A 14,516-nucleotide genomic window follows, 5' to 3' on the forward strand; every position below is an offset into this window, starting at 1 on the left:
TTGCTGCAGCATTCCATGTTCATACACCCCGTTCCCGGCGCTCCAGCGGTGGCAACAATTCATCACCACCCTGTGATTTACCAGGGTAACGGCTACCTCATCGAGAAACGATCTTTGCAAGTGTGGCAAAAATGATCTTGATATCGGTCACCACACCATGTTGCTCGACATACTCCAGATAGTACTTCTGCTTGATTGGCAGAATTACATCAATATAGGCCTGCCGAGGATCCGGGTACTGGCCCAGGATCAAACTTTCATCAACCATCTCGATGGATGCCCGATCAGTGATCCCTGGGCGCACCGAGAGCACTTTGCGGCGCACCGATTCTTCATAGCAGTTCATGAATTCTGGTACTTCCGGGCGCGGTCCGACCAGGCTCATGTCCCCCAGCAACACGTCGATGAGCTGCGGCAGCTCATCGATCTTGGTGCGACGTAAAAAACGACCGGAGCGGGTAATACGCGAATCTTCGCCAATGGTCAGGCGCCCGGCACTTTCCGCGTGCAGCTTCATGGTCCGGAACTTATGAATCCTGAACAGATTACCGAAACGTCCGACACGCTCCTGTCGAAAGAATACCGGCCCGGGCGAATCCAGCTTGACCCACAGAAAAATCGCCAACAGCAACGGCGACAGCACCAGGAGACCCAGCGCAGCACAGACAATGTCAAAGAGCCGCTTAAGCATTGGCCAACACCGATCGCACCGCCGCAATCACACGTTCCTGATCGGCTTCGGTCATCTTGGTGTAGAGCGGGATCGAAACCTCCTGCTCGAACAGGCTCTGGGCTACCGGGAACTGCTCGGGACTCAGGGCACAGCTTTCACGCCAGTAGGGTTGCAGGTGCAGCGGAATGAAATGCACCGAGCAACCAATGCCCAGTTCGGCCATCTTGATGATGAAGTCGTCGCGCTTGATATTTGCCTCTGCGCGCAGACGCAGCGGGAACAGATGCCATGCATGCATGTCGCCAGCAGCGGCCACTGGCGGCAACACCAATGGCAAATCGCTCAGCGCCTCAAGATAACGCTCGGCCATGGCCTGACGCTTGAGTTGGAAGCCTTCAAGACGACGCAACTGGTGAATGCCCATGGCGGCGGCGACGTCGCTCATGTTGTATTTGAAACCGGGAGCGACAATTTCGTAGAACCAGGCCGGCGTCTTCGACACATAACGATCGAAGGCATCGCGACTGATACCGTGCAGGCGCATGATCCGGCAGCGCTTGGCCAGTTCCGCATTGCGGGTCACCAGCATGCCGCCTTCACCGGTGGTCATGGTTTTGTTGGCGTAGAAACTGAACACTGTGATATCGGACTCGAGGGTACCGATCTTGCTGCCTTTCCAGGTGGTTGGCAGTGCATGCGCAGCATCTTCCACCACCTTCAGGCCATGGCGACGGGCAATCTGCAAAATCGCATCCATGTCACAGCTCAGTCCGGCGAAGTGCACAGGCATGATCGCACGGGTCTTGTCGGTAATCGCCGCCTCGATCGCCGCCGGATCGATATTGAAGGTCTCCTCCAGCACATCCACGATAACCGGCGTGCCGCCCAGATACCGGACAACCTCGGCAGTTGCCGTGAAGGTATAGGACGGCAGAATGACTTCATCGCCTGGGCCGATACCAATGGCTTCCAGCGCCAGGTGCAGCCCGGCGGTTGCCGAGTTCACGGCAATGCTTTCAACATCACCACCAAGAAAACTGGAAAAGTCCGCCTCGAATTGCTTGGCTTTTGGCCCGGTGGTCACCCAGCCGGAACGCAGGGTGTCGACAACTTCATTGATTTCCTCTTCACCCAGTTCAGGAAGAGCGAAGGGCAGGAACGGAGTATTCTGCATAGGTTCACCGCAAGCGTTTGATGTAACGGTTCATGATGCGATTGCCACTTTTCTTCAGCGTGGACTCCAGCACATAACCATTGCGTTGATAAAAACCGTTGACCTCGACATTGGCATCGCGATCAGTTGTCAGGTACACAAAAGCGGCGCCGGATTCGGCAGCCCACGCCTCTACTTCTTGCAGCAGTTGCCTGCCCACACCCTGCCCCTGCGCCTGCGGCGACACCGAAATGGTGCTCAGCAGCACCGCATTCTCGGTATCGAGACTCTCGACCTGATCGCCTCGATAAAACACCGCCGCCCATAATTTTTTGGCGACGAACAACGGGTTCTTCAGCAAGCTCGGCAAGGCGCGCAAGGCAAATGCCAGCCAATGCTTGGCAAACAGGTCCTTGTAGAACAGCGATGGCTGGCGAATGGCAACCGCCAACCCCTTGGGCGCCCGGCCTGCCGAATCATCAGAGGCAAGGATGCAGGCGCACTGTTCGGACTGCAGGTAATGGGTGTAGAGCAAGGCCAGAAACTTCGGCCCCAACTGACTGAGAAAAAAGCCTGGAAACGCCTGAACATGCAAGTCGGCAAATGCCTGGACCTGAGCACTGTCAACCAAGCTAACCCGTTCAAGCTTCATAGACATCCTCAACAATTGCCTTCAGTTTGGGCACTGCTCGCTCAGCCGAGTAAAACTCCTGGGCGTATTCACGACCGTTGCTTCCCATTGCGGCCAGACGCTCAGATGAGGCATTGAGCAAATAGTTCATCCCCTCCAGCACTGCCGCATTGGTACGCACGCCAATGGTATGGCCCGCATCCGATTTGCCCAGCTCGATTGCCGACTCGCTGCGCTCATCGGCCAGCAACAGAATGGGCCGGCCAGCCAGCATATAGGTGATCAGCTTGGAAGGCACTGAGGCGAACTCCTGACCTGCGGCGGTTGGCAGCAACAAAGCATCTGCGGCACCGAACACTGCCGGAGTCAGTTCGAACGGCCAAGGCGAAAGGAAGTGGCAACGGGACTCCAGACCGCGGGCCTTTAGCAACCGCTTGAGCTCCGGCACCAGCGATCCGTCACCTGCAAACAGGAACACTGCCCGTGGATCGACGCCATCCAGATAACCCATGAACTCATCCAGGCCGGAAGCGACGCCCATATTGCCGCCATACACGAAAAGAAACTGCTCAGGCGCCAGGCGCAAACCCATCACCTTCTCAAGCTCCCCTCGCGCCTGCTCCTTGGGTAAGGCCTGAATCTGACTGCCTTGAACCCAGTTTCGGACAAGCGTCACCTTCGATGGATCGATTTTTCGCGTCTCGGTATAAGCACGATGGAATCCATCGGAAATCACCACCAAGTGATCGCAGTTACGCGCGATGAGCGTATCAAGCTTGAGCAGGCCGCGATAAATGCCACCGGTTTCCTCGATACGCTTTTGCACGGCCAAGGACTCCGGATACAGGTCCTGCACACTGGCGACCACCTTGATGCCCTTGAGCCTGGCCGCCATCAGCAGCAGGCCGAGGGAAAACAACGGCCACACGTTGGCGTAGATCACATCAACCTTGCGCTGACGCAAGATGAAGAAAAATACTGACAACCCGAAAGAGATGTTCTCCAGAAATCGTGAGACGAAGCTGGATTTTTTCGAAGAAAAGGCAAACAGGCGTGACACCGGAAACGGCATGTTCAAACCGGCGATCTTCTCATCCAGCCCTTCGGCGGCGACGTTGCGGGTTGGTGTCGGACATGCCACCAGCACCTCATGTCCTTGGGCATGCAGGTACTGGGCGACATCAGCACTGGTTCTGGCACTCACCACCGGCTCGGGCGGAAAAACACAACTCGCAACTAAGACTTTCAACCGCAACCCCTCGCTTACGCCCGCCCGTAGATATCTTCGAAACGAACAATGTCGTCTTCACCCAGATAAGAACCCGATTGCACCTCGATCAGCTCGAGGGGCACTTTTCCTGGGTTCTCCAGGGCATGCACCTGACCGATAGGAATATAGGTCGACTGGTTTTCGGTCACCAGATAGGTTTCCTTGCCATTGGTGACCTTCGCCGTACCGCTGACCACGATCCAGTGCTCGGCACGGTGATGATGCATCTGCACCGACAGCTTGGCGCCCGGCTTTACAGTGATACGCTTGACCTGATAGCGATGCCCCTGGTCTATGGCCTCGTAGCTACCCCACGGGCGATACACTTCGCTGTTGCAATGAAACTCCTGGCGCTGCTGGGCCTTGAGGTTCTCAACGATTTTCTTGACCCCCTGGACCTTGTCCTTGTGCGCTACCAGCAGAGCATCCTTGGTCTCAACGATGATCAGGTCGCGGACCCCTACGGCAGCCACCAGGCGGCTGGTCGACTTGATGTAGCTGTGCTCCACTTCATCAGCCATGACATCGCCGCTGACGACGTTGCCACTTTCATCCTTCTGGCCAACATCCCACAAGGCGGACCAGGAACCGATATCGTTCCAGCCGGCATTCATTGGCACTACTACCGCATCGGCAGTCTTTTCCATGACGGCGTAGTCGATGGAGTCGCTCGGGCAGCGTGCAAAGGCCTCGGCACCGACGCGGGTGAAATGCAGATCACGGGAACTTTGCTCCAGGGCTTCGGCGCAACAAGCATGGATCTGCGGAGCAAACGCCTTGACCTCGTCAAGCAGACGGCTTGCCTTGAACAGAAACATACCGCTGTTCCACAGGAACTTCTTGCTGGCCAGATAGCGTTGGGCGGTGGCCAGGTCAGGCTTTTCGACAAACCGTGCAATCGCATACCCAGAACCCACGGCCGGCCCCTGTTCGATATAGCCGTAGCCGGTTTCCGGAGACAGCGGCTGGATGCCGAAGGTGACTAGCTTGCCTGCCTGAGCCAGCGGCAATGCGCTGCGAACGCACTGCTGGAAAACTTCGGCATCACTGATCAAATGATCTGCCGCCAGTACCAACAGGAGCGGATCCTGACCGTCCTGTACGGCCTTCAGGGCAGCAAGCGTAATAGCAGCGGCGGTGTTGCGCGCCACAGGCTCGAGAAGTAGCTCGCAATCATCGAAACCCAACTGGCGCATCTGTTCCGCGGCAACGAAACGATGGGCTTCGTTGCAGATGATTTGCGGCTTCAGATCGGTAAGACCGGACAGGCGCTCGACCGTCACCTGGAGCATGGTGTGCTCATCTGCCAGTGACAGGAATTGCTTCGGGTTGAGCTCACGGGACATTGGCCACAAACGCGACCCGGAGCCGCCAGCCATCACAATAGGTAAAATCATAAGCCACCCAGGACCGAAGTATACGGTTGCACAAAGCCTAGGACTTGCAACACATAGATGATTTGGAATGTTGATACTGCGAGCATCCCTGCAGCGCCGACAACGCGACCAAACAGAATGGCGTACGCAAGCAGCGAGAATACCATGAAATGATTGAAAATATCCGATATCCGGTAGGCCACAACCTGGGCATCGTGCAACGCCAGCAAGATCAGCAAGCCACTTAGGTGGAGGATCACCGAGTAAGCAATAAAGGGCTGTTGGCGCTGTATACGAGCAAACATAAAGACCAACGGCGATAACAGCGCAAAATGAAATATCGCCCGAAAAAAGTTGATCGAACCACCCTGACCACTAAGAATATTATTAATATAAAAATCGAGCCTGGGGTTCTCCAGCAGCGACAAGAGCTGTAAAAACCCTTTAAGCACACTGATGTCCAGCAAGTAGAGTGCAAACAGCGCGCAGCAACACAAATAGATATAAAATACCGTACGCACCCCGGCTGCGCGGAGCAACATAAAGGGCAGAAACAGAATGGCCGAATAATGAAATAACACGGCCCCACACAAGACCGCCAGACTTTTCGACCACTGCCCGTTAAACACCAGGTAAGCCGAACACATTACCAAGCCGGTGGCCACACCGATACGAATCTGCGTGAAGTCCTGCAGCAAGAAGAAGTAAGACAGGTAAATTGCAACACTCAACCAACGATACGGTGTTGCCCGCTCCATCACATAAAATTTGCTACCGACACCCAAAACCGCGTAAAAAACAAACAGCAGTATCGCTGAACCCGTCAGTAGCGAAGACAGCTTCGCCAGAACGAAAAAAGTTGGCTCGACAAAAAACGGCCCAAATTCACCAGAAACAATACCTGCATAATAATCAAGGTAGTTCCCGTGATCGTCCGATACCCCGGGCGCCTGGAAGGCACACATGGCAATCAGCAAGGCGGCCAAGCCCCAGTAGCAAAGCTTGCGCTTGCCACCCAGCAACGAGAGTAGCGCCGAAACCATGAAAGGCAGATAGTAGAAAAGCATACGACGCAACCCTAGACAGAACCCCGAGCGACCATGTGAAACAGAGCAACTGCCCGCTTCGCTTAACCCTCAGCCCTGATCGAAATAGTCCAAGACATGCTGATGCACGCGCAACGAAGTTGTGCGCACGTCGACCCAGCGATATTCAGCATGCTGTTCACGTGGCAGGCTTTCAAGTGCCGAATCTGCCAGTAACAGGGTATAGGCGAGTACCACATAGTGAGTGCCCGAATCGTGCTCATCTGCCGAAAAGTAACTATCGCGGTAGAAGTGTTCGTACACACCGCGAAACGTCGCGCTCGCCATTAACAGTTGCACCCCGAGCTCGGAGTGACTGATGCGGCGAAACGCCTGTTCCAGTGACTCGTTCTTGCGCACCCGCCCCCCGGGGGTAAACCAGTATCCCTGGGCGGGACGATTCAAACGCTCGCCCAGAAGCACTTGCCCGTGCTCATTCAACACGAGCAGGTCAATCGCTATCAGAGGCGTATGCATGACGACTGTGCGGAATGCATCCGCCTGCAGATAGCCGGCCATTAGCGTCTGGCCGAACTTTCGTGATCGACAAACCACTGATAGGCATCGACCAGGCCATCTTCGAGACTGATAGAGGCCTGCCAGCCGAGGTTCTTCAAACGAGAGACGTCCAGCAGCTTTCTTGGCGTGCCATCAGGCTTGCTGGCATCAAAGCCAAGACGCCCCTGATAACCGGTCACTCGACAAATGGTTTCAGCCAGCTCACGAATAGTGCAGTCGACGCCTGTCCCCACGTTAATGTGTGACAAGGTCGGCTGGGTATGTTGCTGATACACCTGCGACTCCATGTTCATGACATGCAGGCAGGCCGCCGCCATATCATCTACGTGCAGAAACTCGCGCATCGGTGTGCCGCTGCCCCAGATGACCACCTCCTGGTCACCCCGCACCTTGGCTTCATGAAAACGACGAATCAGCGCCGGAATCACATGGCTGTTTTGCGGATGATAGTTGTCATGAGGACCGTACAGGTTGGTCGGCATGACACTGCGGTAATCCACCCCATACTGGCGGTTGTAACTTTCACACAGCTTGATACCGGCAATCTTGGCGATGGCGTAAGGCTCGTTGGTAGGCTCCAGTACGCCAGTCAACAACGCTCGCTCTTCAATTGGTTGCTCAGCGAACTTTGGATAGATACACGAAGACCCGAGAAACAGCAGCTTTTTTACGCCGCTGGCGTACGCGCCCTGAATGATGTTGGCCTCAATCATCAGGTTTTCATAAATGAACTGAGCTGGGTATTCATTGTTGGCATGAATACCCCCTACCTTGGCCGCTGCCAGGTAAACCTGATCGATCTGCTGCTCGGCAAAGAACGCACTGACCTGGCGCTGATCCAGCAGGTCGAGCTCTTCCCGGGTTCGCGTAACGATGTTGGTGTAGCCGTGCTGCTTCAATGCACGCATCAATGCCGAGCCGACCATACCGCGGTCACCGGCAACGAAAACCGTTTCTTTGCTCACGATTAACGCTCCACCGCTACATGCACGTCATGACCATGGGACTTGAGCAGCGCGTGGCGCTGGGCCACCTTGAGATCTTCGCTGACCATTTCCGCACACATTTCCTGAACGGTAATTTCCGGCACCCAGCCCAGCTTCTCTTTTGCCTTGGCTGGATCGCCCAGCAAAGTTTCTACTTCCGCAGGACGGAAGTAGCGCGGGTCGACACGCACAATGACATCGCCAACCTTCAGCGCTGGCGCCTTGTCACCTTCGATGGCGGAAACGATCGCAACCTCATCAACACCCGTGCCTTCGAAGCGCAACGAGACACCCAACTCCGCTGCTGACCACTCGACGAACTGGCGAACCGAGTACTGCACACCCGTAGCAATGACGAAGTCATCAGCAACTTCCTGCTGCAGCATCATCCACTGCATGCGAACGTAGTCCTTGGCATGCCCCCAGTCACGCAGCGCGTCCATGTTGCCCAGGTACAGGCAATCTTCCAGCCCCTGACTGATATTGGCCAACGCACGGGTAATCTTGCGGGTCACGAAAGTCTCGCCGCGACGCGGCGACTCGTGGTTGAAGAGAATACCGTTACAGGCATACATACCGTAGGCTTCACGGTAGTTGACCGTGATCCAGTAGGCATACATCTTCGCCACCGCATAGGGCGAGCGCGGATAGAACGGCGTGGTTTCACGCTGCGGCGTCTCTTGGACGAGGCCATACAGCTCAGAGGTCGACGCCTGATAGAAGCGGGTTTTCTTTTCCAGGCCGAGCAAGCGAATGGCTTCGAGAATCCGCAGGGTACCCAAGGCATCGACATCCGCGGTGTACTCAGGCGACTCAAAACTTACCGCAACATGAGACTGGGCGCCCAGGTTGTAGACTTCATCAGGCTGAACTTCCTTGATGATGCGGGTCAAGTTGGAAGCGTCGGAAAGATCACCGTAGTGCAAAACGAAATTCTGATTGGCAACATGTGGATCCTGATAGATATGGTCCACACGCTGGGTATTGAATGAAGAAGCCCGGCGCTTGATTCCGTGAACTTCGTAACCTTTTTCCAGCAGCAATTCGGCGAGATAAGAACCGTCTTGCCCGGTAACGCCAGTAATTAAAGCTTTCTTTTTCATTTCAATTATCCAGTTCTATATTTCAGCCGAAATCAAATCAGAAACCCTGTCAGCCCAGTGCAGATGGCTGAACACACGCGCTGCGCGCTCGTGAATGACGCCGGGTTGCTCGAGATCAGGCGCTTGCGCCCGGTAAACACTGAGGATACGTGCTGCCATTTGCCGGACATCAAGCCGGTCGACGATAAAACCATTGCGACCTTCTTCCACGAGCTCCGTGGCGATGCCGACATCAAATGCCACTACGGGTACGCCACACATTAGCGCTTCCCCTACCATCATAGGGCCAGCATCTTCGATTGACGTACTGACAAACAGATCAGCCTTACGATAAAGCGCCGCCAACGCGGCATCGCCTTGACAGTAGTCGAATTGGATCACTTTAACACGCTCAAGACCCAGATGAGAGAAGCGATCCGGCGCCAGGCACAGGAGACCAATCTCCTCCCCCGCGAGCAGCTGCTGCTCCAGACAGACGAGCACTAGGGAGAGGTATTCAAAACCCTTGCGCGGGTCGTCAGCATCATTGGCATTGGTAAGCATCCGGAACTGCACCGAACGCTCCGGAGCACGCTGCGCCAGTTCTGGCTTGAACAGGTCGGCGTCCAGCGGCAGCGACAACAGCTGATGGTCAGCATATTGAATGGCAGAGCGCTTTCCGGCCTCATGAATGCGCTGGCTACCCGACAATAATGTCGCCTTCATCTGCAGAATATTCACCGACTTGGCGCGCAACTGATAAGCCGCATAATTTTTCTGGCGCTGATCGAGCGCCGGACAATCAGAGCAATCGACCTGGAAACCCGTGCACTGCCAGTAGTAGTGGCAGCCACCGGTCAGGTGCGCCATGTCCATTGAGGTGTAATACACCTTGCAACCAGTTTTTCTCTGGATCTGCAGGACATCGAAGCTGTTGGCAAAGCCCGCAACCCAGTGCACAAAGAGCACATCTGCCGAGGTAATACGCTGAACCAGCTCGGGATTGATGCCTTGAACCGCGGACTCGCCGACAGAAAAGAACAGGTACTTTCTTTTTGCCGAAAATCGCTCGCGAGCGGCAAAGTGGGCCCGCACCCTGGAGAACACTTTTGATGGCAAGTGCTTCCTGGCAAACGCCTTGATACGGACCTTGAACAGTTCGCTCACCACCCGCGTTACCGCCGGCACGGTATGGGACGATCGGGATTCAGCCACAAACAATTGCGAGTCGTGCCCGGCTGCCAGCAAGGACGCGTGAAAGCGCAAAGCCGCACTGCCGGCACCACCAAAATCATTGGTAGACAAGTGAATGACCCTGGCTCTGAGCGCTTGCTGCGCCCGCTCGGACGCACCGGTTTCCTTGAGACTCAACGCTGCTTCCTCATATAAACCCGCAAACCGATCAAGCAAATAACGAAGTACAGGATATAAGTAACAACGTATGCTTGCATAACACTTTCAACGCCCACCTGAGCGCGACTCATCAGCCAGGCACCCAACAAAAACAAACCGCCCTGGAGCACCTCGGCAATAATATATAACTTCGTTGCCGCCTTCGCCACGGCGATAAAACCGATGACATAGGCCGATATTTTGAAAAAGTCCCCCAGCAACTGATAAATAATCAGGTCGGCCAGCGGGCTAAACTCTTCGGAAAAAATAAGCTTTATGAAGAACGTTCGCCCCAGGTACAGCGTCCCCGCACCAAGGACAAAAATAGCCTGAACCAGATACAGGTGCCGGAGTGTCATCTTCACCACGACAGTACTGTTCTGTTCAGGGGAAATCCGTGGCACAAAATAGAAGGCCAGGAACATGGTAAAGAAACCCAGGTACGCCGCAGAAAAGCGAATCGCCGCCTGCCAGATCCCCGCATCGTGATAGCCCACCTGGGAAATCAACATGCTGCGCACAGTGATTTCTACCAGCGGGAATGCCAGCGTGCTGACCACCAGCATTGTGGTATAGGCAAACAATTGCCGGAACGACAGCCCATCAATCTTGAATAGGCGAATCCGCCCCCAAAAAGGTGAGCGACGGTAAAAGTACAGTGCTGGTAGCGCGCACAAGGATGAAGCCAGAACGATGGAAACCCCGGCCCCATACTCCAGATAACGGGAGATACAGAACCATAACAAAGGGACCGCCAGGACGTTGCCAAGAATCTGGCTGTAGGCGAAAACGTGGGTTACACGCAAGCCATTGGTGACACCGAAAACAACATTTGCAAACGCCAGTGCCAACTGGGCAATGGCCAGCAGAATGATGATCGACTGATAGTCATCGACACCAAATACAAACAGTGAAAGCGGCCGTGAAAGCACTATCCCCGCAATACAAACCAACAGGGAGAATAACAGGGCATAGGTGACCGCAGCCGAAATGAAACGCAGCAGTTTCCTGGGCGTCTGGTGGTACTCAGAACAGTACTTGACCAACGCATTGATGATGCCGCCTCCGGAAAGAATCGTCAGCACACTGACAACACTCATCAGGTGCCCGAGCTTACCCACGCCCTCCGGACCAAGATAAACAGCCATGACCTTAAGAAGGATGAAGCCCATGAGCACTTTCGATGCATGGGCGCCACCCGTGAACAGAGCTGAACGGACAGCACTCATTGAATTGAACTCAGCCCCTCGAGCGCTGCATCGATGACGGTAGCCACCATGGCATCAGTCATGTTGAACCAGACCGGAAGGCGAACCAGTCGTTCACTGTCACGAGTCGTTACTACGTCGTCACCGACAAACCTGCCGAACTGCTGGCCTGCAGGGCTGGCATGCAGAGGGATATAGTGGAATGGCGTCAAGATTTCGCGCTGACGCATATGGCTGATGAACTTCGCACGCTGTTCGAGCGACTGGAGTTTCAGGTAGTACATATGGCCATTGTGCTCGCAGCCCTCCGGAACCTGGGGACGCTGAACCAGCCCATGCAATTCCGAAGCCGCAAAGGCCTGGTGATACATATCCCAGATTTGCAGTCGACGGGCATTGATCTCTTTCGATTTTTCCAACTGTGCATAGAGGTAAGCAGCCTGCAACTCACCCGGCAAGAAACTTGAGCCAATGTCACGCCACGTGTACTTGTCGACCTGCCCACGAAAGAACTGCGAGCGGTTCGTACCTTTCTCACGAATGACTTCTGCACGCAAAACAAAGCGCTCGTCATTAATCAGCAGCAAGCCCCCCTCACCACCGCTGGTATAGTTCTTGGTCTCGTGAAAGCTGTAAGCCGCCAAATGCCCAATGGTGCCCAGCGGCCGTCCTTTGTAGGTCGACATCATGCCTTGAGCCGCATCTTCGACAACGAACAGGCCGTACTTCTCGGCAATGGCCATCAACGTGTCCATTTCGCAGGCAACACCGGCATAGTGCACAGGAACGATCGCTTTTGTTCGTTCGGTAATCGCCTGTTCGACCAAGGTTTCGTCGATATTCATGGTGTCAGCCCGAACATCAACAAAGACAATTTTGGCACCGCGCAAAACAAAGGCGTTGGCGGTACTGACAAAGGTATAGCTTGGCATGATGACTTCATCGCCAGGGCCAATATCCAGAAGCAGTGCTGCCATTTCGAGCGCCTGGGTACAGGACGGCGTTAACAACGTGCGCAAGCAAGCAAAGCTTGTCTCAAACCACTGTTGGCAGCGTTGACTAAACTCGCCATCTCCGGACATTTTATCGCTGCGCATCGCCGCAATAACGTACTGATCTTCCGCACCGGTGTAAGGTGGTTTGTTGAACGGAATCATGCTACACCCTCGAAAATTCGCTTTCAGGCCGCCTTGCTGCACGATAGCAAAGCGGGCCTCACGATAAAACAGAGCCTGCCCCGGAAACACCAAAAGCGGCGCCGCCGCTTTTGGAGTCATGACCGAGCACTTTAATTATTGCGGTCGAACCGGCCGCCGGCGCATCGCTGCTGCCAACAGGACATAGCCTACACCCAGGAGCAATCCAGCCAGCGCAGCCATGGCCAGCACCACAGATTTTCTTGGCTTGATCGGGGCGTCAGGCTGTTCTATAGGACCGTCGATGCGAAAAACCGCTACACTCTCAGGGTTGACTTCAACACTCATATAGAATGCATACCGGGCCTGCAGGTCACGCAAACGGGTAATGAACGGATCGTCAGACCTGCGCTGCTCGAGGTTCTGAATCTCCGCCTCCAGCGCCTTGGTACCACGCATGTAGCTCAAGTGCCCATCCATACCCGCAGACACTTCGGTAGACAAATTCCCACTGATAATCGGCGGCTCTTTCAAACCAATTGCACGCGCAACATTCAGCGCCTCGCGCAACTGAACAATAAGGTCCTCGCGCACCTTCTGCCCACCTTCGCGCAAACGATCAATCTGTTGAGCCAGATTCCTCGCGCGAACTTCTGCTTCGCGGGTGACGTTCTTTATCATCTCTTCACGAGCCGAATCACCGGCGCGCATAACGTAAGTCTTGGCCCAGGCGACCACACGCTGTGGATCCTCGCCTTGCACTGTCAAGGAATAGCGATCAGGGGAATCTTTTCCATTGGGTGCAATCACCAACTCACGAGAAAATTTTTCGTAAAGTCGAGTTTGCGAACCCGCACGCTCCGACTCACTGAGAGAAGGCAGATAAAACTCTTCGAAAAAACTGCGACGTAACGATTCCGCTTGAAGGTCACGTAAAAAAACTTCGTACACATCCTTGACCGTGTACGGTTTCAGCTCAGCCTCGGCAGTACGACCGTAGTTGAAATCGGCGATACCATTCTGGGTCGGCGGAATGACAAAAACCCGGGCTTCATAAACAGGCTTGGCGATGAACAGATAAATCACAGCGGCCAGGACGGCGAGGAACATGACTGACAAGATAATCAGTTTTTTCGCCCAAAGGCTTCCAAGTAACTCAAGCACGTCCAACTCTGGATCTAACCGGTTACTCTCGGGGGTGTTGCGCATTTATAATTCAGTCCTTATCAGGTTTCGCTGCGCTCTTATCGTTGAGCGTTTTTACATCTATAACAGCCACGCCCTTGCCATTGGCAATCGCTAAGCAGGCTACGAAAATCAAACTTTAGCTCGCCCCCGCCCTTCTTTGCCAAGCAATCGGCCGGCCAGCACCAACAAGGGGCCCACAGCCAGACCAACCAGCAATGCGATGAGTACAAATACAGCCAACGGCAGGGAAGGCAGTGTCCAGGCCATGAAATGCAATGACGCCGGCTGCTGATTATCCAGCACAAAAATCAGCACCATCGCTGCTAGCAGCAAAAGAAATACGACCAAAATCAACCGCTTGAAGTTCCGCACGGAGGCTTCCTTTTATCCGATTAGTGTTCTTGGGACTCTTCCTCATTCACCCGATCCCGCAGCTCCTTGCCTGGCTTGAAGTGTGGCACAAACTTGCCATCCAGGCTGACGGACTGACCGGTTTTTGGGTTGCGACCTACGCGGGGGGCACGATAGTGCAGGGAGAAGCTGCCAAAGCCGCGGATTTCGATGCGATCGCCAGTGGCCAGGCACTGGGACATTTGCTCAAGCATGGTCTTGATGGCCAGCTCGACATCCTTGGATGAGAGCAGCCCTTGATGGGTGACAATACGTTCGATCAGCTCCGACTTCGTCATATTTTTCCCTTCTTTATCAAGCAGCTAGATCATTGCTCCGTTGTTTTTAGCATGACCTGAGGGATTTGAACAGGGCGGTTCTTGACTTAATCGGATTTTGAAGAAGTACGCCTTGGCGTAATGGATGA

General features: G+C 54.6%; 15 protein-coding genes. All 15 read right to left on the minus strand.

What is annotated here, in order from left to right; translation table 11 throughout:
• Nucleotides 1–97 precede the first annotated feature (97 nt).
• The 15 genes from UB48_RS07370 to ihfB all read right to left on the minus strand — a co-directional run bounded on the left by UB48_RS07370 (nt 98) and on the right by ihfB (nt 14,388).
• Complete coding sequence (locus tag UB48_RS07370) at nt 98–691, minus strand: sugar transferase (RefSeq protein ID WP_045195354.1); 594 nt, start codon at nt 689–691, stop codon at nt 98–100.
• A complete protein-coding gene (locus UB48_RS07375; RefSeq protein WP_045195356.1) occupies nt 684–1,847 on the minus strand; it encodes a DegT/DnrJ/EryC1/StrS aminotransferase family protein in 1,164 nt (387 codons plus the stop codon). Before UB48_RS07375 ends, UB48_RS07370 begins: the two co-directional genes overlap by 8 nt.
• 4 nt (nt 1,848–1,851) lie before the next feature.
• Nucleotides 1,852–2,478, minus strand: a complete 627-nt coding sequence (locus tag UB48_RS07380; protein ID WP_045195358.1) for an N-acetyltransferase — start codon at nt 2,476–2,478, stop codon at nt 1,852–1,854.
• Nucleotides 2,468–3,661: a glycosyltransferase family 4 protein gene (locus UB48_RS07385; RefSeq protein WP_177329143.1), complete on the minus strand. Its 1,194-nt coding sequence runs from the start codon at nt 3,659–3,661 to the stop codon at nt 2,468–2,470. Before UB48_RS07385 ends, UB48_RS07380 begins: the two co-directional genes overlap by 11 nt.
• A 59-nt stretch (nt 3,662–3,720) precedes the next feature.
• Nucleotides 3,721–5,124 carry a mannose-1-phosphate guanylyltransferase/mannose-6-phosphate isomerase gene (locus UB48_RS07390; protein ID WP_045195362.1) on the minus strand — a complete coding sequence of 468 codons (1,404 nt, stop codon included), beginning with the start codon at nt 5,122–5,124 and terminating at the stop codon, nt 3,721–3,723.
• A complete protein-coding gene (locus UB48_RS07395; protein WP_045195365.1) occupies nt 5,121–6,170 on the minus strand; it encodes an EpsG family protein in 1,050 nt (349 codons plus the stop codon). The genes UB48_RS07390 and UB48_RS07395 overlap by 4 nt, the downstream gene beginning before the upstream one ends.
• Before the next feature lie 69 nt (nt 6,171–6,239).
• The gene (locus UB48_RS07400) at nt 6,240–6,707 is read right to left on the minus strand and encodes a GDP-mannose mannosyl hydrolase (RefSeq protein ID WP_045195367.1); all 468 of its coding nucleotides are present in this window, start codon (nt 6,705–6,707) and stop codon (nt 6,240–6,242) included.
• Nucleotides 6,707–7,672 (minus strand): GDP-L-fucose synthase, encoded by a 966-nt coding sequence (locus tag UB48_RS07405; protein ID WP_045195369.1) that lies wholly within the window; start codon nt 7,670–7,672, stop codon nt 6,707–6,709. Before UB48_RS07405 ends, UB48_RS07400 begins: the two co-directional genes overlap by 1 nt.
• Before the next feature lie 2 nt (nt 7,673–7,674).
• Nucleotides 7,675–8,796, minus strand: coding sequence for a GDP-mannose 4,6-dehydratase (gmd, locus tag UB48_RS07410; protein WP_045195372.1), 1,122 nt, complete (start codon nt 8,794–8,796; stop codon nt 7,675–7,677).
• Between the two features lie 15 nt (nt 8,797–8,811).
• Nucleotides 8,812–10,146, minus strand: coding sequence for a glycosyltransferase (locus UB48_RS07415; RefSeq protein ID WP_045195374.1), 1,335 nt, complete (start codon nt 10,144–10,146; stop codon nt 8,812–8,814).
• Entirely contained in the window at nt 10,143–11,396 is a 1,254-nt protein-coding gene (locus UB48_RS07420) for an O-antigen translocase (protein ID WP_082075407.1), read from the minus strand. The genes UB48_RS07415 and UB48_RS07420 overlap by 4 nt, the downstream gene beginning before the upstream one ends.
• Complete coding sequence (gene rffA, locus UB48_RS07425; RefSeq protein ID WP_045195376.1) at nt 11,393–12,532, minus strand: dTDP-4-amino-4,6-dideoxygalactose transaminase; 1,140 nt, start codon at nt 12,530–12,532, stop codon at nt 11,393–11,395. The genes UB48_RS07420 and rffA overlap by 4 nt, the downstream gene beginning before the upstream one ends.
• Before the next feature lie 135 nt (nt 12,533–12,667).
• Nucleotides 12,668–13,720, minus strand: a complete 1,053-nt coding sequence (locus tag UB48_RS07430) for an LPS O-antigen chain length determinant protein WzzB (protein WP_045195377.1) — start codon at nt 13,718–13,720, stop codon at nt 12,668–12,670.
• Nucleotides 13,721–13,828: 108 nt separating this feature from the next.
• Complete coding sequence (locus UB48_RS07435; RefSeq protein ID WP_045195379.1) at nt 13,829–14,071, minus strand: lipopolysaccharide assembly protein LapA domain-containing protein; 243 nt, start codon at nt 14,069–14,071, stop codon at nt 13,829–13,831.
• 20 nt (nt 14,072–14,091) lie between these two features.
• Complete coding sequence (gene ihfB / locus UB48_RS07440) at nt 14,092–14,388, minus strand: integration host factor subunit beta (RefSeq protein WP_045195381.1); 297 nt, start codon at nt 14,386–14,388, stop codon at nt 14,092–14,094.
• Between the last annotated feature and the right edge of the window lie 128 nt (nt 14,389–14,516).

Source organism: Pseudomonas sp. 2(2015) (assembly GCF_000955865.1).
In the GTDB taxonomy this organism is placed as follows: domain Bacteria; phylum Pseudomonadota; class Gammaproteobacteria; order Pseudomonadales; family Pseudomonadaceae; genus Aquipseudomonas.